General features: G+C 67.3%; 21 protein-coding genes and 1 pseudogene. 14 read left to right on the forward strand and 8 right to left on the reverse strand.

Features of this window, described 5'->3' with window-relative positions; genetic code table 11:
- Positions 1-26 precede the first annotated feature (26 nt).
- Positions 27-1,253 (forward strand): glycosyltransferase 87 family protein, encoded by a 1,227-nt coding sequence (locus ACP7AX_RS14835; protein WP_426227383.1) that lies wholly within the window; start codon positions 27-29, stop codon positions 1,251-1,253.
- A 30-nt stretch (positions 1,254-1,283) separates the two neighbouring features.
- On the opposite strand, the gene ACP7AX_RS14840 is transcribed toward ACP7AX_RS14835, so the two are convergent.
- On the reverse strand, positions 1,284-1,586 hold the full coding sequence (locus tag ACP7AX_RS14840; protein WP_426227503.1) for a DUF4193 domain-containing protein: 303 nt from the start codon (positions 1,584-1,586) through the stop codon (positions 1,284-1,286).
- Between the two features lie 163 nt (positions 1,587-1,749).
- On the opposite strand from ACP7AX_RS14840, the gene ACP7AX_RS14845 reads away from it, so the two are divergent.
- From ACP7AX_RS14845 to ACP7AX_RS14855, 3 genes are all read left to right on the forward strand, one after another.
- Positions 1,750-2,481 carry an SDR family NAD(P)-dependent oxidoreductase gene (locus ACP7AX_RS14845; RefSeq protein WP_426227385.1) on the forward strand — a complete coding sequence of 244 codons (732 nt, stop codon included), beginning with the start codon at positions 1,750-1,752 and terminating at the stop codon, positions 2,479-2,481.
- A 107-nt stretch (positions 2,482-2,588) separates the two neighbouring features.
- Positions 2,589-3,290 carry a peptidoglycan-binding protein gene (locus ACP7AX_RS14850; protein WP_131684240.1) on the forward strand — a complete coding sequence of 234 codons (702 nt, stop codon included), beginning with the start codon at positions 2,589-2,591 and terminating at the stop codon, positions 3,288-3,290.
- A 35-nt stretch (positions 3,291-3,325) separates the two neighbouring features.
- On the forward strand, positions 3,326-5,752 hold the full coding sequence (locus tag ACP7AX_RS14855) for a hypothetical protein (protein ID WP_426227387.1): 2,427 nt from the start codon (positions 3,326-3,328) through the stop codon (positions 5,750-5,752).
- Between the two features lie 49 nt (positions 5,753-5,801).
- On the opposite strand, the gene mptB is transcribed toward ACP7AX_RS14855, so the two are convergent.
- Positions 5,802-7,430, reverse strand: a complete 1,629-nt coding sequence (gene mptB, locus ACP7AX_RS14860; RefSeq protein ID WP_426227389.1) for a polyprenol phosphomannose-dependent alpha 1,6 mannosyltransferase MptB — start codon at positions 7,428-7,430, stop codon at positions 5,802-5,804.
- 214 nt (positions 7,431-7,644) lie between these two features.
- Between mptB and ACP7AX_RS14865 the strand changes: the two genes are divergently transcribed.
- The 8 genes from ACP7AX_RS14865 (at position 7,645) to ACP7AX_RS14900 (ending at position 16,407) form a co-directional block, all read left to right on the forward strand.
- Complete coding sequence (locus ACP7AX_RS14865) at positions 7,645-9,180, forward strand: SulP family inorganic anion transporter (RefSeq protein WP_131684238.1); 1,536 nt, start codon at positions 7,645-7,647, stop codon at positions 9,178-9,180.
- A 133-nt stretch (positions 9,181-9,313) separates the two neighbouring features.
- Entirely contained in the window at positions 9,314-10,333 is a 1,020-nt protein-coding gene (locus ACP7AX_RS14870) for a VOC family protein (protein ID WP_131684237.1), read from the forward strand.
- A 7-nt stretch (positions 10,334-10,340) separates the two neighbouring features.
- Positions 10,341-11,303, forward strand: a complete 963-nt coding sequence (locus ACP7AX_RS14875) for a fumarylacetoacetate hydrolase family protein (protein ID WP_131684236.1) — start codon at positions 10,341-10,343, stop codon at positions 11,301-11,303.
- Positions 11,300-12,343: a cyclase family protein gene (locus ACP7AX_RS14880; protein ID WP_426227392.1), complete on the forward strand. Its 1,044-nt coding sequence runs from the start codon at positions 11,300-11,302 to the stop codon at positions 12,341-12,343. Before ACP7AX_RS14875 ends, ACP7AX_RS14880 begins: the two co-directional genes overlap by 4 nt.
- Before the next feature lie 70 nt (positions 12,344-12,413).
- Positions 12,414-13,538 carry an FAD-dependent oxidoreductase gene (locus ACP7AX_RS14885; protein ID WP_426227394.1) on the forward strand — a complete coding sequence of 375 codons (1,125 nt, stop codon included), beginning with the start codon at positions 12,414-12,416 and terminating at the stop codon, positions 13,536-13,538.
- Entirely contained in the window at positions 13,535-14,605 is a 1,071-nt protein-coding gene (locus tag ACP7AX_RS14890) for an amidohydrolase family protein (protein ID WP_131684233.1), read from the forward strand. The genes ACP7AX_RS14885 and ACP7AX_RS14890 overlap by 4 nt, the downstream gene beginning before the upstream one ends.
- 10 nt (positions 14,606-14,615) lie before the next feature.
- Positions 14,616-15,614 carry a fumarylacetoacetate hydrolase family protein gene (locus ACP7AX_RS14895; protein WP_426227397.1) on the forward strand — a complete coding sequence of 333 codons (999 nt, stop codon included), beginning with the start codon at positions 14,616-14,618 and terminating at the stop codon, positions 15,612-15,614.
- A 1-nt stretch (position 15,615) separates the two neighbouring features.
- A complete protein-coding gene (locus ACP7AX_RS14900) occupies positions 15,616-16,407 on the forward strand; it encodes an SDR family NAD(P)-dependent oxidoreductase (protein ID WP_426227399.1) in 792 nt (263 codons plus the stop codon).
- 51 nt (positions 16,408-16,458) lie between these two features.
- Here ACP7AX_RS14900 and ACP7AX_RS14905 read toward each other — a convergent pair whose 3' ends face one another.
- The 6 genes and pseudogenes from ACP7AX_RS14905 to ACP7AX_RS14930 form a co-directional block, all read right to left on the reverse strand.
- Positions 16,459-17,241 (reverse strand): SDR family NAD(P)-dependent oxidoreductase, encoded by a 783-nt coding sequence (locus ACP7AX_RS14905; protein ID WP_426227402.1) that lies wholly within the window; start codon positions 17,239-17,241, stop codon positions 16,459-16,461.
- Between the two features lie 73 nt (positions 17,242-17,314).
- Complete coding sequence (locus ACP7AX_RS14910; protein WP_426227405.1) at positions 17,315-18,277, reverse strand: LysR family transcriptional regulator; 963 nt, start codon at positions 18,275-18,277, stop codon at positions 17,315-17,317.
- A 43-nt stretch (positions 18,278-18,320) separates the two neighbouring features.
- A pseudogene (locus ACP7AX_RS14915) lies at positions 18,321-19,541 on the reverse strand (MFS transporter); the annotation flags it as partial.
- 177 nt (positions 19,542-19,718) lie between these two features.
- Positions 19,719-20,861, reverse strand: coding sequence for a GGDEF domain-containing protein (locus tag ACP7AX_RS14920; protein WP_426227407.1), 1,143 nt, complete (start codon positions 20,859-20,861; stop codon positions 19,719-19,721).
- A 49-nt stretch (positions 20,862-20,910) separates the two neighbouring features.
- Positions 20,911-21,564, reverse strand: a complete 654-nt coding sequence (locus ACP7AX_RS14925) for a response regulator (protein ID WP_131684227.1) — start codon at positions 21,562-21,564, stop codon at positions 20,911-20,913.
- On the reverse strand, positions 21,564-22,880 hold the full coding sequence (locus ACP7AX_RS14930; RefSeq protein WP_426227409.1) for a sensor histidine kinase: 1,317 nt from the start codon (positions 22,878-22,880) through the stop codon (positions 21,564-21,566). The genes ACP7AX_RS14925 and ACP7AX_RS14930 overlap by 1 nt, the downstream gene beginning before the upstream one ends.
- 166 nt (positions 22,881-23,046) lie before the next feature.
- Here ACP7AX_RS14930 and ACP7AX_RS14935 point away from each other — a divergent pair, with 166 nt between their 5' ends.
- Positions 23,047-24,210, forward strand: coding sequence for an ABC transporter permease (locus ACP7AX_RS14935; protein ID WP_426227411.1), 1,164 nt, complete (start codon positions 23,047-23,049; stop codon positions 24,208-24,210).
- Positions 24,211-24,243: 33 nt separating this feature from the next.
- A complete protein-coding gene (locus tag ACP7AX_RS14940) occupies positions 24,244-25,011 on the forward strand; it encodes an ABC transporter ATP-binding protein (RefSeq protein WP_426227413.1) in 768 nt (255 codons plus the stop codon).
- Positions 25,012-25,018: the final 7 nt, after the last annotated feature.

Raw genomic sequence — 25,018 nt, forward strand, 5'->3', positions numbered from 1 at the left:
TCCGCAGTGCCGTCCTGCCCGCATCCGTGGTGGACTGGTTCGCCCGTCCGTCCAGCGTCTGGTGGGGCTTCGCCGTGGTCCACCTGTACTTCCTGGGCTGGATGGCGTCCTTCTTCCTCAGCGGCGGTACGTTCAGCGATACCGAGCAGTACCGCCAGTGGGCCATGGATGGCTACAACCCGGAGAGCCTGGACGGCAAGATCAGCCCCTGGGTGTACCCCGTGCTGGCGCAGATCCCGATCTTCCTCGCAGGCATCGCGGGTCCTGACCTGTACCTCCTGGTGTGGTTCCTGATCATCACAGCCCTCAACGCCGTCGGGCTCGCTTTCCTGACCCGCGGCCCACGGAAGGCGAAGGGCATTGCCCCCGCCTGGTGGTGGCTGTTTTTCACCGTCTTTATGGGCTACCTCAGCTTCGCCCGGGTGGAGGGCATCACGGCGCCAATCGTGCTGATTGCCCTGCTGTACGCCGCTGAACGCCCCGTGGTGGCCGGCGTCCTGCTGAGTATTGCCACGTGGATCAAGGTGGCGCCCGCCGCAGTCCTGGTGCCCATCATCATTGCCAGCAGGAAGCGCCTTCAGGTGCTGGCCTCCGGCGTGGCGGTGACCGCCGTCGTCGGCCTGGGGACCTGGCTGACCGGCGGGCTCCCGCACATCCTGGACTTCCTCACCAACCAGGGCGAGCGCGGCATGCAGCTTGAGGCCACGTTCTCCACGCCCTGGGTATGGCTGAGCGTGTTCAACATCGCGGGCTCGAAGATGGCTGACAACACGGCCATCAACTCCACCGAGGTGTACGGGCCGGGCGCGTCTGTGGCGGCTTTCCTGATGCAGCCGCTGCTGATCCTCGCTGCGGTGGTGGCCGCAGTCCTGCTGATCCGTGCGCTGAACCGCGGCGCCGAGCGGGAAGAGCTGTTCCTCGAGGGTGCCCTGATGATGACCACGGCGTTCATCGTGTTCAACAAGGTGGGTTCGCCGCAGTTCATCATCTGGCTGGCGCCGGTGATCATCGCGGGCCTGACGCATGACTGGGACCGCTGGAAGGTTCCGGCGGCCCTGCTGATGGGGATCGCCGTCACCACCTTCGTGATCTACCCGCTCTTCTACACGCCGCTCATCCACGCGCACCCCGTGATGGCCGCCATCCTCACCACCCGCAACGTGCTCCTGGTGGTGCTGCTGTGGTGGTCGGTGAAGCGGACGGCTGAGCTGGGGCGGAAATCACAGGTTGTGCCGGAGGCTAAGACGGCCTGAGCCGGCGGGGGCCGGCCGTGGAGGCGAGGTTTAGCCCTCGCACTCGACGCAGTATTTGTGGCCGTCTTTCTCCCGTGCGAGCTGGGAGCGGTGCCGCACCAGGAAACAGGAATAGCACGTGAACTCATCCGCAGCCTGGGGAATGACCTGAACGATGAGCTCTTCGCTAACAATCTCGCCCCCGGGGGTCATGCCTTCATCGAGCGCATCGGCCTGGTCCAGTTCGCTGACCACGCTGCGGGCATCCGGCGCGTTTGCGGACTGCAGCGCCTCCAATGAACGGTCCTGGGATTCCTTGACATCGGAACGGACTTCGTCGTAATCGGTTGCCACTTGGGTGATTCTCATTTCTGACGTATTTGATGATCGTTTCTGACGACACTGCAACGTACACCAAGGCGCGGTTGTTCCCGCAACCGGAAACCTGGTGGGCAGGGCTCCGACGCGGCCTCGGGACCTCGGGTGGTGGGACACTGGCGGAGGAGAAGGAGGAAAAATGGCGCGCATTTTCATCACGGGCTCCGCCGATGGGCTCGGCCGGCTTACTGCCCAGACGCTTCTGGACGGCGGCCACGAACTCATCCTGCACGCGCGCAGCGATTCCCGGCTGGCCGCGGCACAGGACCTCCTCGACCGCGGCGCAACGGGCGTGGTGGGTGACCTGTCGGATTCAGAACAAACGCGCGACGTCGCTGCCCAGGTTAATCGGTTGGGTCCCGTGGACGCCGTGATCCACAATGCAGGCGTGTACACGGGCCCGCACCTCTTCGAGGTCAACGTCGTCGCACCGTACCTGCTGACCGCCCTGATCACGCGCCCGCGCCGGCTGATCTACGTGACCAGCGGCATGCACCGCGGCGGCCGCGCGGCCCTGCCCGGCAGCGGCACGAGCGGCCAGCCGCAACGAACTACCTACTCCGACAGCAAGCTCTACGTCACCGCCTTGAGCGCCGCCGTCGCGCGTTTATGGCCTGAGGTGCTCAGCAACGCCGTGGATCCCGGCTGGGTGCCCACGAAAATGGGCGGCCCCGGCGCTCCGGACGATCTGAGGCTCGGCCACCTGACCCAGGAATGGCTTGCCACCAGCAGCGACCCGGAGGCGCTGACGAGCGGCGGCTACTGGCATCACCAGCACCGGAGCAAGGCACACCCCGCGGTTTCCGAACGGGCGTTCCAGGACGCGCTGCTGAACTACCTGGCCACCGTCACCGGGCAGCGGATGACCTGAAGATGTCCAAGGATGATCATCATGCTTAGTATTGTGTTGCGTTAGGCACATCGGTAGACCTGCTCACTGGGGGCAGCGGCGGACCCGTGCCGGAACTGGAGCTTCACATGAGCACTGAACAGGGATTGACCCCGCTTACAGATGAAGAACTGCTTGCTCAGGGTGGCACGGCGCTGCCGGACAAGGAAGTCGCTTCGGTCCTGGACCTGAATGCCGACCTGGACCTGGGCATCAATGCGGCGGCACCGATCGATCTCGCTGTCGCGGCCAACGCCAACGTCGCAGCTCCGATTGATGCGGCTGCCTCGGCGAACATCCTCTCGTTCGGCTCCGAGGCGCAGGCTCTTGCTGACCAGGGAGTGATCATAGAGCAGGGCATCACGGCGGATGCCACAGCAGAGTCCACGCAGGACAGCACCATTGACCAAGGCACCGATACGGCTGCGGGTGACGCGGGAGCCACCGATGGCGGCACCGGTGACGCCGGAGCCACCGACGGCGGGCTCCTTCCCGAGGACGGGACTACTGGTGTCGGCGCGTTGCCGGTGGATCCCTCCGCCGCCCTGGACGGGGACCTGCTCAACGTCAATGTGGACCTGGCCGCGCAGGCCGACATCGCGGCGCCGATCAACGGCGCTGTTGCAGCAAATGCCAACGTGGCGGCACCGATCGATGCCGCCGTCGCGGCCAACATCGGCTCCATCGACAGCGACGCCTTTGCTGTGGCCCAGCAGGACGCCATCATCAGCCAGCACATCGACGGCAGCGCAACCGCCTCCGCCGATCAGCAGTCCGATCTCCGCCAGTAGAGCACGGACGCCACCTCCCACGTGAACAAGCATTCATGAGCACAGTGCACGGCGGGCCGTCCCGGCTGGACGGCCCGCCGCCTTCTCCTGCGTCCGACTCGTCCGGCACGTCCGGCGTGCCAGCCGTCCATCCGGCCGACGTCCCGGTCCGGGCGGACGGCGTCGAGCTGATCGGCGAAACGAAAGGTTCCGGCTACCGTGAACCGCCGTCGCTGGTCCGCAGGGCAGACGGACAGGCCATTGCGCTGACGCGCCTGCTGTACCTGGTGCTGGAAGCCATCGACGGTCAACGCACGCCCGAGGAGGTGGCCGCCCAGGTGAGTGCCCGCTTCGGGAAGCTCGTGAGCGGCGACAACGTACGAACCCTGGTCACTTCCCAGCTGCTGCCGCTGGGGTTGCTCCGGCTGGCGGACGGTTCACAGCCGGAGGTGAAGAAGGCCGATCCCCTGCTGGGCATGCGCTTCCGCTACACAGTGACGGACCCGGAGCGGACGCGAAAGCTCACAGCGCCGTTCGCGGCGCTCTTCCACCCGTTGATCATTGCGGTCGTGTGCGCAGCTTTCCTCGCCGCGTGCTGGTGGGTTCTTATGGTGAAGGGCCTCGGCTCCGCAACCCATGATGCGTTTGCGAACCCGGGACTGCTCCTGCTGGTCCTTGCAGTCACAGTCCTGTCCGCTGGATTCCATGAATTCGGCCATGCCGCAGCTGCCCGTCGCGGCGGGGCTACCCCCGGAGCCATGGGTGCCGGCCTCTACCTGATCTGGCCTGCCTTCTTCACGGATGTCACGGATTCCTACCGGCTGGGCCGCGGCGGCCGGATCCGCACCGACCTGGGCGGGCTGTACTTCAACGCGATCGTCGCGGTGGCCATCATGGGTCTCTGGTGGACCACCGGCTTTGATGCCCTGCTGCTGGTGGTGGTCACCCAGATCCTCCAGATGGTCAGGCAGCTGCTTCCGCTGGTCCGGTTCGATGGCTACCACATCCTGGCCGACGCGACCGGCGTCCCGGACCTCTTCCAACGGATCAAACCGACCCTGCTCGGGCTGCTGCCATGGCGCCGGACCGAGCCCGAAGCCCAGGTACTCAAACCGTGGGCGCGCGCGGTAGTCACCACCTGGGTGCTGGTCACCGTACCCCTGCTGGTGCTCAGCCTGGTCCTGATGGTTCTCTCCCTGCCGCGGCTCCTGGGCACGGCGTGGGCCAGCATCGTGGAGCAGCAGTCCCAGCTCTCTGACAGCCTGGCCGCCGGGGACATCGCCGGCGCCGCGGTCCGCGCCCTGGCCATCGCAGCTGTAGCCCTGCCCGTCCTGGGCATCTTCTACATCCTTGTCCGGCTGATCCGGCAAGTGACCACCGGGCTCTGGAAGAAGACCCGCGGCAAGGCCCTTCAGCGGGGAACGGCCATGGCCGCAATTGCCGCAGTAACAGCAGGGCTGGCCTGGGCCTGGTGGCCCGGTGCAGACACCTACCGTCCGGTCCAGCCGTACGAACGCGGGACCTTGGCCGACGTCACCACAGCCGTCTTCCCGGCGTCCGATTACACAGCACTGCGGGAAGGCCAGGCCGGGAAGACTGTGGCGCTCTGGCCAGAGGGTGCAGCCAAACCGACCCGGGACCAGCCCCAGCTCAGCATGGTCCTGGTGCCCAAACCGACCACCACAGGCACCGCAACTGACGCAGCGTCCGCGCCTGCGCCGTCGTGGGTCTTCCCCTTCAACCGGCCCGCCGCGCCGGAAGAAGACGGCAACCAGGCTCTGGCCGTAACCACCGAGGACGGTTCGGTTGCCTACGACGTCGCGTTCGCGCTCGTGTGGGCCGAAGACGGGGGCCCCGTGGATGCCACCAATGAGGCCTATGCCTTCGCCAGCTGCGCCGACTGCACAGCGGTGGCCGTGGGCTTCCAGGTGGTGCTGATCGTGGGCCAGGCAGACGTGATTGTCCCGCAGAACCTGTCTGCGGCCGCCAATTACGACTGCCTCCGCTGCCTGACCTACGCTCTGGCCAGCCAACTCGTCCTTACCCTGGACGGACCGCTGAGCGATGCCGGCACGGCCAGGCTCAACGACCTATGGGCGGAGATCGCCGAGTTCGGCCGGAACCTGCAGAACGTCCCCTTGTCCGAGATCCAGGGCCGCCTTAACGCATTCAAGGTACAGATCCTGGAAATCGTTCAGACCGACCCCAGCGCCACAACGGGCACGGCAACCCCCGCAACCCCAGGCCCTGCAGCGCCGACCACGGCTGCCACGCCGTCGCCCGGTGCAACATCAGGGGCGAGCAGGATGCCTGCCCCTGACGCCTCGGTGCCGGCACCCGCGCCTTCTGGAACAACGACGGCGGCACCCGGCACGGGCGGTGGGGTGGCCGAAACAACACCTCCAACCGAAGCCCCCGCCGCGGAGCCGACCGCCACCACCCCGGTGATCCCGGCACCGGCTCCAACCATGACCGGAGGGTGACCCCAACGGACTGGCGCCCGCCGGGAGCTACTGGCGCCGTTCCAAAGGCTCAGCGGGCGCGGATGCCCCGCCACTGCTCCTGCACCCAGCGGACAGCCTTGCGGGCCGAGTCCGAGGGCTTGGCCTCGATCAGCAGCTTCCGTGTGTGGACGTCGAGGAACAGCAGGTAGAACGTGAACAGCAGTGCCGTTATGAACGCCAGCGACGACGCATCGATGGGCAGTTCCACGAAGGACCAGACCGAAAGCTGGTCCTGCGCGCCGAACACCACAAAGAACGTGACGCCCACGTAGAGGCTCCGGATCTGCCAGTCGTTGCGGATGCCCGTGACCGCCAGGAACGGCAGGAACCAGAGGATGTACCAGGGCTGGATAATGGGTGAGAGCATCACGACGGCGGTGAACGCCAGGGCCATCCGGCGCACCGCCCGCGAATAATCGCCACGGAACATCAGCAGCAGGACCAGCCCGATGGCCGCCCACTTCATGCCGGTGCGCAACAGGTCGGCGAAGGTGCCGCCGGGCAGTCCCAGCACGTTGCCGAGGAACTCCACCTGCTGCCCCAGGAAGCCTGACGGCGAATAGCCGGTGTAACCCGGCGTCGGGTCCATAATCGCCCAGACCCAGCCCATCCCGAGGCTGTACGGCAGGCCGCTGACGGCCAGCACGCCGAAACTGATTCCCGCCGTCGCGCCCCAGATCAGGAACCTCCGGGTCCACGAGGCACCATGCCCGGCCCACATGACGCCGATGAACGGGAGCAGCAGAACGGTGATCGGCTTGATCCCGATGGACGCAGTGACCAGCAGGATGCCCAGCAGGTAGCGCCTTGTTGCGGCGAAGTAGACACCGGCGACGGCGAGGCCCACCATGAGGGCGTCGTTGTGGGCGCTGGCCACGAAGCTGATGAGGAACAGCGGGTTGGCTACCGCGATCCAGAGGGCACGCGCGCCGTTGATGCCGTGCAGTTCGGCCAGCTTGGGCACGTAGATGACGCAGAGCACCACCCCGACGCCGGCGAGCAGGCGGAACAGCAGAACGGAGACGTCCGGCTGTGCTCCGGTCAGTTCAACCACGCCGCGGGCAAGCCACAGGAAGTACGGCCCGTAGGGTGTCCGGGCTTCTGCCCAGGCAGGGTCGGCGCCGAGCGAGAACCAGTTGTTGAGGGTGGAAATGCCGACGTCGTACGGGTTCTGGCCCTCCAGGACCAGGCGGCCCTGGCCCGTGTAGGCGTAGACGTCGCGGGAGAAGATGGGAACGGCCAGCAGGAGCGGAAGGGACCAGGCCGAGATGGCGATCACCACCGAGCGCAGGGCAGATCCGCTCCAGTCGTCCAGCCTTTGCCCCAGCCGCAGCCAGGAGCGCATCAGCAGCATGGCCCCCACCGTCAGCAGGACCGTGGACAGGGTGACGCCCCAGCCCTCGGTCCGCAGGGCGATGACCACCGGCTGGCGGATCATGGGCGAGCCGTTGGCGATCCACCCTGTTCCGATGGAGCCCACAAACATCATCAGGGCGCCGAGGAACCCCTGCCAGATGGCGATGTAGGCCCGGCGCTTGGCCGGCGAAGGGGTGGGCTCAGGCACTACTGAGCGCGGGAGTTCCGCCGCGGCCGCCGTCTTTTTGGACGGGCCAGGGGAACTCTCCGAAGTGCTCAGGTGTGAACCGCCTGCCGTCATGTGATGTGTGGTCCCCTACTTGCGTTACGGCGCTGGCTGGACCAGCTATAGGCCGCCCTTCAACCACGCCATTTTAGCAGTTGGCCTGCGGCATGCCCCAGAATGTTAGGGGCTGCCGCGCCCCTTCATTTCCCGGTGTGACGCAGCCCCGCCCCAGCCCGGACGAAACCCGAAGCCGCCGCCACGCACTTCGACAGCACGATTGGACCACGCCATGGCCGCACGAACCGTCCCGGACGCCCGGACCGGCACTCCGCAGCAGCTCCAGTCGGTCCGCGCCACCCTCCGCTCTCCGCGCCGCCTCAAGACCGAGGCGCTGGCGGGCCTCGTGGTGGCGTTGGCCCTGATTCCGGAGGCCATCGCGTTCTCGGTGATCGCCGGCGTCGACCCCCGGATCGGGCTGTTCGCCTCCTTCACCATGGCGGTGACCATCTCCTTTGTGGGCGGCCGGCCCGCCATGATTTCCGCGGCCACCGGCGCCGTCGCCCTCGTCATCGCACCGCTGATGCGCAGCCACGGCCTGGACCACCTCATCGCGGCGGTGATTCTGGCCGGCGTTTTCCAGATCCTGCTGGCGGTCCTCGGCGTCACCCGGCTCATGCGGTTCATCCCGCGCTCGGTGATGGTGGGCTTCGTCAACGCCCTGGCGCTGCTGGTATTCATGGCCCAGGTCCCGGAGCTGATCGGCGTGCCGTGGATGGTTTACCCTCTGGTGGCCGTTGGCCTGGTCATTGTGGTGGGACTGCCAAGAATCACGACGGCGGTGCCGTCACCTTTGGTGGCGATCGTGGTGCTCACCCTGTTTGCCGTGCTGGCCGGCGTGGACGTGCCCTCCGTCCAGGACAAGGGACAGCTGCCGGAGAGCCTGCCCTCCCTCTTTGTCCCAAGCGTGCCGCTGACCTGGGAAACATTCCAGATCATCGCCCCGTTCGCGCTGTCCATGGCGCTGGTGGGCCTGCTGGAATCGCTGATGACCGCCAAGCTGGTGGATGACATCACGGACACCCGCTCCAATAAAACCCGCGAATCCTGGGGCCAGGGCGTGGCGAACATCGTCACCGGCTTCTTCGGCGGGATGGGCGGCTGCGCCGTGATCGGCCAGACCATGATCAACGTCAAGGGCGCCGGAGCCCGGAGCAGGGTGTCCACGTTCCTTGCCGGCGTCTTCCTGCTCATCCTGGTTGTGGTCCTTGGTGATGTGGTGGGCCTTATCCCCATGGCCGCCCTGGTGGCCGTGATGATCTTCGTTTCCGCCATTACTTTCGACTGGCATTCCATCGCTCCCCGGACCCTGCGCCGGATGCCCAAATCCGAGACGGCCGTCATGCTGATCACCGTCGCAGTCGTGTCGGTGACGCACAACCTGGCCATCGGCGTCGGGGCCGGTGTGTTGGCGGCCATGGCCCTGTTCGCCCGGCGGGTGGCGCACTTCGCCACCGTGGAGCGCACCGTCGTCGAACTCAACGGCGAGAACGTGGCCACCTACACCGTGGACGGCGAGCTGTTCTTCGCCTCCTCCAATGACCTGTACACACAGTTCGAGTACGCCCTGGACGCCGAACCGGAGATCAGCCGCGTGGTGGTGGACCTGCACGCCTCGCACCTCTGGGACGCCTCCACCATTGCCGTGCTCGACGCCGTCACGGAAAAGTACCGCCGGCACGGCCGCGAAGTGGAACTGATCGGGCTGAACGAGGCCAGCATCCAGATGCGCGAACGGCTGGCGGGGAAGCTGAACGCGGACGGGTAGCGGGGGTTCGTCCGACTATCTGCCGGACGGATACTTGCTATCAAAAACTTCGCCTTCCTCGAATACATGTGCTGCGTCACAGTAGTCCTAAGACTGCAGCAAGCAGCAGCAAGTATTCGAAAAGGAATTCAACGTGGAAACTCCCCTCTCCCATCTTGCCCACCTCGAGATCACCGCTCCGGACGTCGAAGCCTCGGCACGGTTCTACGAGGAAAAATTCGGCATGCGCATCATCGACCGTGCGGACGGCAACGTCTACCTGCGCTGCTGGGGTGATTACTACCGCTACAGCCTGGTGATCACCGAAGGACCGGAAGCATCCCTGGGCCGGATGGCCTGGCGCACCAATTCCCAAGCCGCCCTTGAAGCCGCAGCCGCCCGGGTCGAATCAACGGGCGTCCAGGGCACCTGGACCGCCGGCGGCCACGGCTACGGCAAGGCCTACGAATTCACCGGACCTTACGGCCACCATATGCGCCTCTTCTTCGACGTCGAAAAGTTCGTCGCCGAACCCGGCTTCGAGTCCACCTACCCGGACCGTCCGGAGCGCCGCAGCAGCCACGCCGCCGCACCCCGCTTCCTGGACCACGTCACCGTAGCCACCTCCGACGTCCGCGGCTTCGCCAAGTGGTACAACGAGGCGCTGGGCTTCCGCGTCATGGCCTTCGTGGACCTGGACGAAGCACCCATCACCGTCTTCTCGGTGCTGACCACCAACGAGAAATCCCACGACCTCGGCGTGGTCCTGGACACCTCAGGACGCCCCGGCCGCGTCAACCACATCGCCTTCTGGGTGGACGCCACCGAGGACCTGCTGCGCACCGCTGACGTCATGATGGAAAACGGCACCCCCATGGAATACGGCCCCTCCATCCACGGCGTGGGCGAGCAGAACTTCCTGTACTTCCGCGACCCGTCAGGCCTGCGTGTGGAACTCAACTCCGGCGGCTACCGCAACTACGTCCCGGACTGGGAGGCGAACACCTGGAAGCCGTCGCTGGGGTCCAACAATTTCTACAAGAACGGCGCCATGCCGCACTCCATGACCGAATCCTTCCCGCCCGCAGAAGGTTTCACTGCCACCGAAGAAGGTGCCTCCCCCGCAATGAAGGAAGCACTCCTGAATCCGTATGCCAAGCACGGACGGGGCTAAAGTAAATATGCCTGAATCGACATATTCCCTGATCCGCTTCCAGGAGCAAGGTGACTCCAAGGCCCGCGTGGGCCTGCTGACCGGCGGCCGGGTCCTGCCGCTGGACGGGGACATCAATTCCCTGATCGAGCACTGGGACACCACCGAGGGTCAGCTTGATGCGCTGGCCGCATCCGCCGGAGAGGGCGCGGGCCTCAACCTGGCCGACGTCGAGGTCCTTGCCCCGGTGGAGCCGGTCCAGGTCCTGCAGACCGGAGCGAACTACCGCAAGCACGTGATCGACCTCGCCGCGGCCCACCGCGAACCGGGCCAGGACGAAGATGAAGTCCGCGCCAAGACGGCAGCCATGATGGACAAGCGCGCAGGCCAGGGCACGCCGTACTTCTTCATCGGGCTCCCGACGGCGATCGCTTCCGCCACGGAGGACCTCACGCTGCCGGCCTACTCCAAGTCCCATGACTGGGAGCTGGAACTGGCGGCAGTCATCGGCAAGACGGCGTTCCGGGTCACGCCGGAGGAGGCGCTGGAGTATGTGTTCGGCTACACCATGGTCAACGACATCACCACGCGTGAGTACGTTTTCCGCAAGGACATGCCCGCCATCGGCTCGGACTGGTACCGCGCCAAGAACGCCCCGGGCTTCCTGCCCACCGGCCCGCTGCTGGTGCCCGCGAAGTTCTTCGGCGATCCGCAGAACGTGCAGGTGACGCTGAAGCTGAACGGCAAGGCCATGCAGGACGAATCCACGCAGGACATGATCTTCGGGGTGGCCAAGCTGGTCAGCGAAGCCTCCCAGAACATGCCGCTGCGCCCAGGCGACCTGGTGCTGACCGGAAGCCCCGCCGGCAACGGCCAGCACTGGGGACGGCTGCTGCAGGACGGCGACGTCATGGAGGGCACCATCACCGGGCTGGGCACGCAGCTCATTCACTGCAAGGACGAAGCGTTCACTGAAGGCAGCCAGCAGTGACCACGCAGGACACCACTCATACGAGCACCACCGGCACCGGGGAATCAGCTGATTCCCCGGTAATCCGGCGTTCTGACCCGCTGGCCAGCATCCGGGCCATGGCGGCAGCACACAACAACTGGGGCCGCTGGGGCTCCGATGACGTTCTGGGAACCCTGAACTTCATTGATGCGGCCAAGCGCGTCAAAGCAGCAGCGCTCGTGAAGACCGGCGAAGCCTTCTCGCTGTCCCAGCCGTTCGACACCAACGGACCCCAGAAGGGCTGGCGCCGGCGCACCAACCCGGTGCACACCATGACTGACACCGGCGTGGACGCCGAACGCGGCAACCAGGGCTTCCCGCACGGTATCGGCGGTGCTGACGACGTGATCTCCATGCCCCTGCAGTGCTCCACCCAGTGGGACGGCCTGGGCCACATCTTCGACCAGGGCAAGGCCTGGAACGGCAGGGCCGCCGGCGACGTAGTCACCTCCGAAGGCGACCTGGTCACCGGCATCGAAACGGCTGCGGCCAAGATCGTCACCCGCGGTGTACTGCTCGACGTTGGCCGCGCACTGGGCCCGGACCTGGGACGGAACGACGGCGAGCTGCCGGACGGTTTCGCCATCACCCCGGAACACCTCGAGCGGACCATCGAACTGCAGGGGCCCAGCTCGAAGGTGGGCCGGGGTGACATCGTGGTGATCCGCACCGGCCAGTACACGCGTACCCGCCGCGACGGTTGGGGCGACTACGCCGGCGGCGCGGCTCCCGGGTTGTCCTTCACCACAGCCCCCTGGCTACACAGCAGCGAAATCGCCGGAATAGCCACGGACACCTGGGGCTTTGAGGTCCGGCCGAACGAGTTCGACGAAGCCTTCCAGCCCCTCCACCAGATCGCCATCCCCAACCTGGGGCTGTTCCTCGGCGAAATGTGGGACCCGGACGGCCTCGCCGAAGCCTGCGCCGCGGACGGCCGGTACGACTTCCTGCTCACCGCGGCACCGCTTCCCATCACCGGAGCAGTGGGGTCACCGGTCAATCCGATCGCCCTCAGGTAGGGCCCGGATCGGCCGGAATCAGGCACCAAAAACCAGCAGCAGTAACGCCGTCAATACAAAGGAGTCAGCGATGGCAGCAGTACAGAACGTCGGAATCGTCGGAGCGGGAGCCGCGGGACTGACCGCAGCCATCCTGCTGGCCGACGCCGGAATCCAGGTGGAAGTCCTGGAAAAGGCAGAAACCCCGCAGACGCTGGGCTCCGGCATCACCCTGCAGGGAAACGCGCTGCGGATCCTCCGCCAGCTCGGCGTCTGGGACCAGGTGGAGCCGAAGGGTTATGCATTCAGCACCCTCGGCCTCCGCGCCCCGAACCCCGACGGCACAGTCATCGCGGTCCTGGATGACATGCGGACCGGCGGTGAGGACCTCCCCGCCACCCTTGGCATGTACCGCCCGGACCTCACGGCCATCCTCCGCGAGCGCGCCGAGAAGTCGGGGGCGCGGATCAGCTACGGCAAAGGCGTCACCGGAGTAACGGACGACGGCGGCTCCGTCACCGTGAGCACCACCGACGGCACCACCTCCCGTTATGACCTTTTGATCGGTGCCGACGGCCTGCATTCGGCCGTCCGCAAGGCCATTGGCATCGACGTCGAACCCCAGCCCACTGGCATGGGCATCTGGCGTGCTTTCGTGGAGCGGCCCGCCGACGTGGTGCGCACGGACCTCACCTACGGTGGTCCCTGCTTCATTGCCGGCTACTGCCCCACCGGCCCGGACACCATCTACGCGTACCTCGTGGAAAAGGCCCAGGAGCGCAAGCCCGAGCACGGCCCGCGCATCATGACCGAGCTCGCCGCGGACTACGGCGGCCCGTGGAACGAGATCCGCGCCAACCTGGACCACAGCGCCCGCATCAACTACACGTGGTTCACCACCCACCTGGTGGACGGGCCGTGGAACCGCGGCCGGTCGGTCATCATCGGCGACGCCGCGCACAGTTGCCCGCCGACGATTGCCCAGGGTGCGGCCATGGCACTCGAGGACGCTGCCGTGCTGGCGGAACTGCTGATCAATGCGGACGAGGTCTCCGAGACGCTGTGGAAGGAATTCACCGACCGCCGGCTGGACCGCACCAAAGCGGTTGTCACCGCTTCCGTCCAGCTGGGCCAGTGGATGCTCGACGGCGTCCGCGACGCCGACGTGCCAGGCCTCATGCATTCCATCTCGAGCATGGTCAAGGAACCGGCATGAGCGAAGAACGAACCAACCCCACCGTTGACGTCCACGCGCACGTCCTCCTGCCTGCCCTCCAGCAGTTGGTGGCCGAAGCCGATCCAGAGGGCTTCGGAGCCCAGCAGGCACTCGAGGTCCGGCGCAACGGACCCGAATCCATGGCAGCCTCGGGCAGGATGATCAAGGAACGCTGGCCGCAGCTGACCGATCTGGGCCGCCGGCTGGCGGACATGGATGCGCAAGGCGTGGACGTGCAGCTGGTCTCGCCGTCGCCGTCGCACTTCTACTACTTCGCCGGCGAAGAGCTCTCCCTGGAGTTGGCGAAAGCCGCCAACCACGCTGTCCGCGAGTTTGTGGACCGGGCGCCCGAACGCCTCAACGGGCTGGGCCTGGTTCCGCTGCAGTACCCGGCCCTCATGGTCGAAGCACTCGAGCACGCCGTGCTGGAGTGCGGCCTGCTGGGCGTGGAAATCGGCTCGTTCGCCGCCACCCCGGGAGATGCCGAGCGCAGCACGGTTGAGCTTTCCGATCCCCGGCTTGAACCGTTCTGGACCCGCGCCGAAGAACTGGGCGCCCTGATTTTCCTGCACCCCTTCGGCTGCTCGCTGGATGAGCGGCTGGACCGTTATTACCTGGCCAACACCGTCTCCCAGCCTGCCGAAAACGCAGTTGCCCTGTCCCACCTGATCTTCAGCGGTGTGCTGGACCGGCACCCGGACCTCAAAGTCCTGGCTGCCCATGGCGGCGGCTACCTGCCCACCAGCCTGGGCCGCTCCGACCACGCGTGGAAGGTCCGGCCGGAGGCACACGGCTGCGCCCAGCCGCCGTCGTCGTACCTGAAAAGGCTCTACTTCGACTCCCTGGTCCACAGCGCCGCCGAACTCCGCGCTCTCGTTGCTGCCGCGGGGCCGGAGCAGGTGCTGCTGGGCTCCGACTATCCGTTCGACATGGGCTCGGACCTTCCGGTGGACGAAGTCCAGGCCGCCGGACTCCCTGCCGACGACGAGGTCCAGGTTTTGGGCGGCAACGCACGCACGCTGGGCATCACCGCAGCCGCCCTGCTCTCCGAACACCCCACGGTTTAAGGAACACTCAATGGTCAAAATTGCACGCTGGAACCACGACGGCGGGACGCAGTCCGGGTTTGTGGATGGGGCAAACTGCTACGCGCTGCCGGCCGGCCAAAGCGTCCAAACCATGCTCGACGGCGGGCTGGAAGCGGCCTTGGGTGCCGCCCGGGAGACGATCGGTTCCGCCGTTCCGGTGCCGTTGGCCGAGGTGGAGCTGCTGGCGCCGCTGGTCCCTGCCACCATCCGGGATTTCGTGGCGTTCGAGGAGCACGTTGAAGGGGTGCGGAAGAGCATCGACGGCGTGGCCGGTGTAGTGCCCGAATGGTACGAGGCGCCCACCTTCTACTTCACCAATCCGCACACCGTGACAGGCACCGGCGAGGTGATCGGAATTCCTGCGGGCTGCACGGACCTGGACTTCGAAACTGAAGTTGCCGCCGTCGTCGGCCGCGTGCCGGGGAGCGACGGCCGCAACCTGAGCGCGGAGGAAGCCCACCGGCACATCTTCGGGTACACGATCCTGAACGACTGGTCGGCTAGGGACCTGCAGCGCCGCGAGATGAAAGTCAGCCTGGGGCCGTGCAAGGGCAAGGACTTCTCCAACACATTGGGGCCGTGGATCGTCACCGCGGACGAGTTCGAGGACCGGCACGATGCCGAGGGATTCCTGCCCATCTCCATGGCCGTGCAGGTCAACGGCGAGGCGATCGGACAGGACCTGCTCTCCAACATGGGCTGGCCGTTCGCCGAGTTGGTGGCCTACGCCTCGCAGGATTCGGTAGTTCGGCCCGGCGACGTCCTGGGCTCGGGGACCTGCGGCAGCGGCTGCCTCGCGGAACTCTGGGGGCGGAACGGATCCAAGACTCCCCCGCCGCTGCAGACCGGCGACGTGGTGCGGATGACGGTGGAGGGCATCGGGACCATCGAGAACACCGTGGGTGCGCGGCGCGAGGCCGTGACCCGGGTGGCTGCAAGGCCGCGTCCCCGCAACCGGGTTGCCTCAGCGGTCTCTGCAGGGCACTAGGGTGGTTTCCCTTCAGCTCGAAGGCCGGACCGTGGTGGTCACCGGCGCCGGACAGGGGCAGGGTGCCGCCGAGGCGCGGCTCCTGGTGGAAGCCGGGGCGCGCGTCATCGCCACGGACCTTGCGGCGGATGTCCCGGCGGAGCTGGCCGGTTTGCCTTCGGCTTCGGCTTCGGCTGGCGCCGGGGCCGGGCTGATCTACCGGCAGCTGGATGTCACCGACGCGTCCGGCTGGTCCGGCCTTGCAAGCTGGATTCAGGCGCAGGGCTGGGCCGTTGACGGGCTGGTAAACAATGCGGGAATCACGGCGCGCAGCCGGCTGCTGGACGCTTCGGTGGCCGATTTGCAGCGGGTCTACGAGGTGAATGTCGCCGGCTCCCTGCTGGGGATCCAGGCACTCGCTCCCCTCATGGGCAGCGGGTCATCGATCGTCAACGTCGGCTCGGTGGCGGGCCTGACTGCGCATTATCCGGCGGCCTACACCGCCAGCAAATGGGCCCTGCGCGGCCTCTCCCAGGTGGCCGCCATGGAGCTCGGCCCGCACGGCATCCGCGTCAACACCGTCCACCCCGGCTTCATCGACACACCCATGACGGCGGGCGCCAAGCCGGAATTCCGCGAAGCCACCCTCGCCGAAACCCCGCTGGGCCGCACGGGAAGCGTCAACGAGGTGGCCGGCGTCGTGCTGTTCCTCCTCAGCCCCTTGTCCTCGTTCGTGACGGGGGCGGAGATCCCCGTGGACGGCGGCCAATCGGGCCACGGCGGGGCCAAGTCGGTCTCCGACGCCCTGCGCTAGCCGCGCCCAACCCCTTTAGCCTGGCTGAGCAGCCGACCAGCGCACTGCCGGTCAGCCGGGCAGCACAGCCGACCAGCCGCCGTCGACCATCAGGTTGGCCCCGGTCACGTACGAGGCTTCGTCGGAGGCCAGGAACAACGCGCACTTGGCGACCTCCTCCGGCGCACCGATCCGGCCCAGCGGGATGCTGCCGGCGATGGTCCGCATGGGATGGTCCGGAGCGAGGAGATTGCCTTCGGTGGCCGCGGTCCGGATCATGCCGGGGCTGACGGCGTTGACGCGGAGGCCGTGCGGAGCCCCTTCGGCTGCCAGCTGTTTGGTCATGGCCACCACGGCTCCCTTGGTGGCGGTGTGGGCCAGGCGGCCGTTGGTCATGGACCCGGTGACCCCGGCAGTGGAACCCACCAGGATGATGGATGCGTTCTCTGCTTGGATCAGCTGCGGCCAGAAGTACTTGACCGGCAGGAACACCACATCCATTTCGTGCGCCACATTCCATTTCCAGTCGGCGAACGTGAGTTGCTCCACCGGCGCGAACCGGGTGACCGCCGCGTTGGCGTAGAGGATATGGACCTGGCCATGGGTTGCGGCCACGTCCTGCGCCCACGACTCCACGGCGGCTTCATCCGTCAGATCAATCCGGCTGCTGCTCATCCGGCCACCGGCAGCGGTGACCTGCCCAACGGTGGCCGCGGCGCCGTCGTCGTCCATGTCGCAGCCCACCACCAGCGCACCCTCGGCGGCGAAGGCGAGCGCCGCCGCCCTCCCCTGCCCGCTCGCGGTTCCGGTGATCACGGCGGTTTTGCCGGCGAGGCGCTGGCTGGAAACGGGCATGGGTGGTCCTTCCTGGAGTACGTTTCCAACGACTCTCGCAGGGATGCCCGGGAAGGGGAACGGCGGGTTTGGTCTACCTGGTATCCGCGGCGTCGATAGTCACCGGGTGGGCCGTGACGGGAAAGAGTTCGTGCAGCCGCGAGCACGCCCGCTGCACCACAGACCGCAGCCAGACGCTGGCAGGGTCCTCCGTCTGGGACGGGTGCCAGTACATGGCCTCCACCAGGGACGCCTCGGTGCCTTCGGAGAACTCCAGCACCACAATGTCCCCACCGCGCTGGGCCCGGGCCGCCAGCATCCGCGGAACCAGCGCCACCAGGTCAGTCCCTTCAACAAGCAGCGGCAGGGACAGGAACCCCGCCACCACGGCTGCCACGCGGCGCTGCACACCGCCGGCGTCGAACAGCCTGTCCGCCGGGGTGCTGATTCCCTCGCCGAAATATCCGACGGCGTGGGGCACCGTGGCCAGATCCGCCAGCGTCAGCCGGGGTTGCTGGAGCAGGGGGTTGCCGGCGTCGGCCACTGCGACGAAGCTGTCCCGGAAGAGCTGCTTCGTGGCGCCCTGCATGTGGTAACCGGTGGGCCCCACGAGCAGGTCGATCTTTGAGTAGTCGGCCATCTGGCCCTGGATCCCTGAACCGGCAGTGGGCACGAAGTCCACGGAGACGTTCGGCGCCTCATCCAACAGGATCCGCCGCAGCGGCCCCACCATCAGGGCCGCCGCATAGTCCGAGGCGGCGATGATGAACTCCCGCTCACTCGACGCGGCATCGAAACCGGACCGCACTCGCGTGGCCCGCTGGACGTGAAGCATCGCTTCATCAACCAGCGGGACCAGCGACTGCGCAAAGGGCGTCAGCTCATAGGTGCGGCCGTTGCGGACCAGGAGTTCGTCGTCGAAATGGCGCCGGAGCCTGGCCATCGCCGCGCTGGTGGCCGGCTGGCTGAGCTGCAGCCGCTCGGCCGCCCGGGAAACGTTCTTCAGCTCCAGCAGGACCTGCAGCTGGGGCAGCAGGTTCAGGTCCAGGTTCTTCATACCCATAGGCTATCCGCGGCGGGAGTTCCGCCCGTTCAGTGACTGACGGGCGCATCCTGGGCCCGCGGACCGGGACTGCCAGGAATGCCACCACACAGGCGATGCCCAGCGCACCCAGAGCGATGCTGAGGCTGCCCAATGCGCCCGCAGCCACGCCGAGGACGATGGGGGTGAGGAACTGGCCGATGAACAGCGTTCCGGTCCAGATGCCTGTGCCGCGGCCGCGCTGCTGGAATTCGAGGCCGTTGACCGCCCAGGTCAGCAGGGTGGGCAGCAGGACGCCGGTTCCGGCGCTGGCGATCACTGCACCCGCAATGGCCAGCGGGACGCTGCCGGCAATGGAGACCAGGAAGAGTCCGACGGCGGCCAGCCCGAAGGCGAGCGCCAACAGATTCCGGGTGCCCAGCTTCGCCAGGTACCGGAAGGAGATCGCTCCCGCCGCCGTGGCGAGGGAAGCGATGGCTGCGGCCAGGCCAATCAGCGCTGCGTCGCCGACGCCCAGTCCGGTGATGACGTAGGGCAGGTGCACGATCAGTGCGTAGAAGACGATCCCGCCGAACAGCGTCACCGCGGCCGGGGCGCCGATCTGCCGCCATGGCACCGGCGTCCTGGCCGCCGTCGTCCGCTGGCTCTTGGCCGGCTCCCAGAGCTTGAAAATCATGGGAATCACAATGACGGCGCTGACGGCATAGAGCCAGAACGGCGTCCTCCAGCTGATGCTGCCCAGGGCGCCGCCGAGCGCGAAGAAGGCGGTGGCCGCGAGCGCGCTGACCATGGTCTGCAGGCCGAGGTACTTGTTCCGCTGCTGTCCGGCGTAGTAGTCGGTGATGAGCGTGGTGCAGCAGGTCATGATGGCGGCCTCGGCGATGCCAACGCCCACCCGGGACAGCGCGATGGATTCCAGCGTGTCCAGCCAGAGCGGGGCCGTCCCGAACGCCGCGTAGGCAAGCATGGCGAAGATGAGCAGCTGCTTCCGGCCCACCCTGTCCGCGACGTACCCGGCGAGAGGCGAGAAGAGCGCAACGAACAAGGCCGGAAGCGTGAGGGTGAGCGGCACCAGGATGGCCACCCCGGGGGTGTCCGCGAACGCCTGGTTCAGGGTGGGCAGGACCGGTGCCAGCAGGACCGCGCCCAGGACCGGCATGCAGCTGCCAGCGACGAGGAGGGCGGCCTGGAGCCGTCCTGGTGTTTTCGCCCCGGTCTTCGCCCCGGCAGCGGGTGTCCCGTCTCTTTTTTCAGTACCAGCGAGCTGAATATTCTCCATTGAACTTTCCTTTGCCTCTTGATGGTCACGGAGGAGCCGGCGCTGTTCAGGCGCCGAAAGTGACTTCCCTCACTGTGGCAAGGCTTGGGGTATCGGGGAATCAGGCATTTGGGATAGCTGGTATCCACGGGGCGGATGCCTGGGGGCCCTAAAGGCGTGCCGCCCGACTCAGGATGCTTACTCGCTGTGCACAGTCCGGTTCCTGCCCTGCGACTTTGCCATGTACAGCGCCCGGTCCGCGGAGGCGATGAGGTCCTCCACGCCGGAGGTCCCGGCGTCGTACTGGGCAACGCCATAACTGACGGTGGGCATTTCCAGGCCGCCGGCAGTGGGGACCTGGGCGAGGTGGCGGCTGATCTCACCCGCAATCATTTCCGCCCGCGCCGCTGAAGCCCCCGGCAGCAGCAGGACGAACTCTTCCCCGCCGTACCTGCCCACCAGATCCGTGGACCGGACCGTATTCACGCACGCAGCGGCGAAGGACTGCAGGGCAACGTCACCGGCGGCGTGGCCGTGGGTGTCGTTGACGGATTTAAAGTGGTCAAGATCAGCAAGGATCAGGGCGCCTGTGCCCTGGGTGACGGCTGGATCGGCCAGCAGTTCCGCGGCCATATCCAGGAATGCCTTGCGGTTCAGAAGCCCGGTGAGATCATCCCGGGTGGCCACCATCCGCAGGGTCCGGGTCTGTTGTTCATTGCTGAGGGCAGACATACTGAAGGACACCACCACCAGCAGCACCATGGTCACCAGCGTGGTCACTGCCGAACCGAAGTACGTGACGAAAACGTGCCCGTTCTGGCCCCCCAGCAGGAAAGCAACCGTCCGGCCGAAATAGAACACGGACATTCCGGCCGCGGCGGCCGCCATTGGCACGCGGACACGGGAATAGCCGGGCTCCAGCCGCCATAGTTCCCGGGCCGCGAGCCCAATGGTCAGGCACATCGCGCCAAGGAACACGGGACCGCCGGACCAGGTGTTGGTGGCAGGGTTATCGAGTGCGGACGCCACGAGGGTGACGAGTGGAACGCCGGTAAAAACCCACCGCTGGGGCCGCACTTCGCGCAGCGACCTGGCGCCTGCCCAGACCGCCACGCCGCCGTGGACCAGCAGGACGTTGCCCAGCGGATTGGCCCACCACTGATGGGATGTCCCGTCAAGGAGGAAAGCGGCGGACCCGGCAAGGAAGAACACCAGCGCCAGGCACCACCAGCCGCTGTACGGGGAGCGCGTGTACCGGTAGGACGAGAAATAGAACAGCAATCCGAGGACCAAAGCCATGACGCCGAAGGCGACCCGCAGCGTAGCTGTATCCAGGACCATTTCCGAAGTTCCCCTGACGACGAAGAGCTGAACGCCCAGTATCGCACCGTTAATGGCCTGGAGTGCGGATGATCCTTCGCTGCGCCGCCAGTGCGATGGCGGAGGTGCGGTTGTCCACGCCAAGCTTGCCGTAGATGTGCACCAGGTGGGTCTTGACTGTGGCCTCGGAGATGAACAGTTTCCGGGCGATGGCACGGTTGGTCAGCCCGGTGGCCAGCAGTTCAAGCAGCTGCACCTCGCGGGCGGTCAGGGCCGTCTGCGGGCTGCTGATCCGCGACATCAGCAAGGCCGCAACCTTCGGCGCCAGCGCCGTCTCACCGGCAGCCGCGGACAGCACGGCCTGCCGGATCTGCTCCGGTGGTGCGTCCTTGAGCATGTAGCCGCTCGCGCCGGCCTCCACCGCCGCCAGGATGTCCGATTCGGTGTCGTACGTGGTCAGGATCAACACCGGCGGCGGGGAATCCAGCTTCCGGATCGCCGCCGTGGCCGTCACACCGTCCATCCCGGCGCCCATCTGCAGATCCATCAACACCACATCCACCTGCTCCCCCAGGGCCCGGAGGCGGGCGAGCTCACGCAGCGCAGCGTCCCCGTCTGCCGCTTCGGCCGCCACGATGAAGTCTTCGAATTCGGTAAGCATGGCACGCAGCCCGGCACGGACCACAGGGTGGTCGTCAACCAGCAGAATACGCAGGCGCCCCATCAGGACCGCTCCCCCGCCACGTTGTTTCCCGAGGCTGCGGTGAGCGGCAGCCGGATGGCGACGACGGTCCCTTCGCCGGGTGCCGCTTCCACCTCCAGGGAGCCGTCCAGTTCGCCCACGCGGGCAGCCAGCGAGCGCAGCCCGAAGCCGCTGCCGTCCGCCCGCCCGGCCACGCCGGAATCCGCCGCTTCCGGCGTAAAGCCAATGCCGTCGTCGTACACGTCAAGGGTGACCTCGTCACCGAGGAACGCCAGGGTGACGACGGCGGTGCTTGCCTTTGCGTGCTGCTTGACGTTGGCGAGGCTGGCCTGGGCTGCCCGGAGCAGGGTGACGCTGTACTGCGGCGGCAGCTCGGCGGGGCCGCCCACCAGCTCGAACCGGCAGCGCAACCCGCTTCCCCGGGCAGCCGCCAGGGTTTCGGTTTCCCCGCAGAGCCGCTGCAGGCTTTCCGCCAGCGAGGACTCCTGAAGCTGCGGGGAGGTGAGCCCGCGGACGAAGCTGCGGGCCTCGGCCAGGTTTCCGGAAGCCGTCTGCTGGACCAGCGCCAAGTGCCCGGCGGCGGTGGCATGATCGCCGGCGGCAAGGGACTTCTCCGCGGCCCGCGCCACCAGCACAATGCTGGACAGGCCCTGGGCCAGGGTGTCGTGGATTTCGCGGGCCAGGCGCTCCCGCTCGGCCGCCACCCCGGCCCTGTGCTGGGTGCTGGCCAGCTCGGCACGGGTCCGCCGGAGTTCGTCCGCGGCCAGCCGCTGCGCCTCACCTTCCATGAACAAGGCCCGGTAGGCGAGGCCGGTGACCACGGCGAACCCGGCACCCAGCAGCGGTCCCAGGACCACGGGCAGGGTGGGCGCCGGCAGTCCGCTGGCCAGCCACTGCGCGGCAATCACGGCCGCGGTCATCAGGGTGATGGTGAGCAGGGCAACCCGGCGCGGCAGCACATGCAGGTGCAGGAAGAACAGGGGGAAGGCGAGCCAGGAAAAATCGGAGCTGCCAGCCAGGAGGACACCCCATAGCGCCGTCACCAGGCCAAGCCACGGGACGGCGTAAGGGTGCGGGTTGAAGCCGGAACGGCCCGCGGCGTACCGCTTCTCCAGCACCGTCCCGGCGACGTAAGCAGCCGCGAGGGCAAGGGCGAGCACCGACCAAATGTAGCGTTGCGCACCCGCGGGAGCGCCGCCGTCGGCCGTACCGTCCCCCAGGTGGAGGCGCAGAATGGCGACCAGCAGCAGCACCGCAAACCCCGTGTGCAGCGTCACCCGCAGGAACCGGAGGATGGCGGCACCCGACGGCGTGGTCTGTGGGTCCGCGGCAAGCATTTCATCAGCTTATGCGCCAGCGGGGCGGGACGGATCAACCGAAAGGTTGACCGCGGCATCAGCCTTACGTCCCTCCGCGCTCAACCAAGTCCCCGATGTGGGCGGCGGCTCCGGAAAGGACAGTGGAGGTAGAAGGAAATCCCGCCCCGACTGAAGGAAGTACAACGTGTTTCTCGCAATCCGCGATATCCGGTTCGCCAAGGGACGGTTCGCCCTGATGGGTGGCGTCGTGGCGCTGGTGACGGTCCTGCTGGTGCTGCTCTCCGGGCTCACCGCCGGGCTGGGCGACCAGTCCACCTCCGCCATCGGAAAGCTGGGCTCGGAGCCAGGCAGTGGTTCCGGAGCCGGGTCCCGGCCGGTGGACAGCATCGTGTTCGGCGCGCCGGGCACCAACGAACCCACGGCGTCCTTCACCGAAAGCGAAGTGACGGCCGCTCAGGTGGGCAGCTGGCAGCGTGCCGCGGGAGTGGAACGGGCCGAGGCCCTGGGCATCAGCCAGTCCCGCCTCCAGGGCGGCGACGGCGGCACCACCAATGTGGCGGTGTTCGGCGTTGCCGACGGCGGCCAGCTGGCTCCCGCGCCTGTCCGGGCGGGGTCCGTGGTGATCGGCTCAACCGTGGCGGCGGATCTGTCGCTCGACGTCGGGGACACCGCCACGGTGAGCGGCACCGACCTGACGGTCAGCGCTGTGGTGGAGGACCAGTGGTATTCCCACTCGGGCGTGGTGTGGACTGCCCTGCCCACCTGGGCGGAAGTGGCTCACCTTGCCCCGGCGGGCAGCGGCCAGGGCAACCTGCCGGGCAGCGGCCAGCGCAACCTGCCGGTGGCAACGGTCGTAGCGGTCACGTACAAGGAGGGTGCCGTGGTGGACGAGGAGGCCGCGAACGCCTTGGCGCGAACGGTCAGCACCAGCCGCACCGGTTCGTTCCAGGCGCTGGGCTCCTACAAGAGCGAGAACGGTTCGCTGATGCTGATGCAGGCGTTCCTCTACGGCATTTCGGCGCTGGTGATTGTTGCGTTCCTGACCGTGTGGACGGTGCAGCGGACCCGCGATATCGCCGTCCTCAAGGCGCTGGGTGCTTCCGGCGGCTACGTGCTGCGCGACGCCATGGCCCAGGCGGCCCTGGTGCTGCTGGCGGGCGCTGGCGTTGGCGGGGCTATCGGTGTCCTCGGCGGATTCGCCGCAGCCCAGGCCGCCCCGTTCCTGATCACGCCCGCCACCACCCTGCTTCCGGTGCTGGGGATTGTGGCCCTGGGGCTGGCCGGTGCGGCGCTGGCCGTCCGCCGCGTCACCGCCGTCGATCCGCTGATCGCCCTCGGCGGCAACTAACCCCCCGTTCTTTCCTTCCGAAAGGTTCTTCCCATGTCTGTCACGTCACCCCTGGCCGCAGCTACCGCCGGCTCAACCCTCTCCCAGCCGCTTTCCCTCAGCAATGTCACCCTCGAATACCCGGACGGGGGCGGCACCATCAAAGCGCTGGACAACGTCACCCTGAGCGTCGCGGCGGGCCAGATGGTCTCCCTCGTGGGGCCGTCCGGCTCGGGCAAGTCCAGCCTCCTGGCGGTTGCCGCCACCCTTGTCCGTCCCAGCAGCGGGGACGTCATCATCGACGGGACCAACACGGCCGGCCTGAAGGACAGGGAACTCACCGCCCTGCGCAGGGAGACGGTGGGCATCATCTTTCAGCAGCCCAACCTCCTGGCCTCTCTGACCGCCGTCGAGCAGCTGATGATCGGCGATCACTTGCGCTGCAAGCCGCTGAAAGCCGCGCGTGCCCGGGCGGCCGGGCTCCTGGACCTGGTGGGCCTGGCCGCCTCCGCGGACAAGCGGCCGCACCAGCTCTCGGGCGGCCAGCGGCAGCGGGTAAACATCGCCCGCGCCCTGATGGGCAGCCCCAAGGTGCTGCTCGTGGATGAGCCGACGGCGGCGCTGGACCATGCGCGGAGCGCCTCGATCGTGGGGCTGCTGCGGCAGGTGACGGACGAGTTCCAGGTGGCCACGGTGATGGTCACCCACGACACCGAATTCGTCCCGCTGACCGACGCCGTCGCCGTGATGCGCGACGGTCTCTTGGCCGCCCCGGTGTTGCCGGTTGGAATATCTGCCCGTGGCGCTGGCTTGTCGCTCTAGGGTAACG

Source organism: Pseudarthrobacter sp. DSP2-3-2b1, assembly GCF_049895945.1.
Lineage (GTDB): Bacteria > Actinomycetota > Actinomycetes > Actinomycetales > Micrococcaceae > Arthrobacter.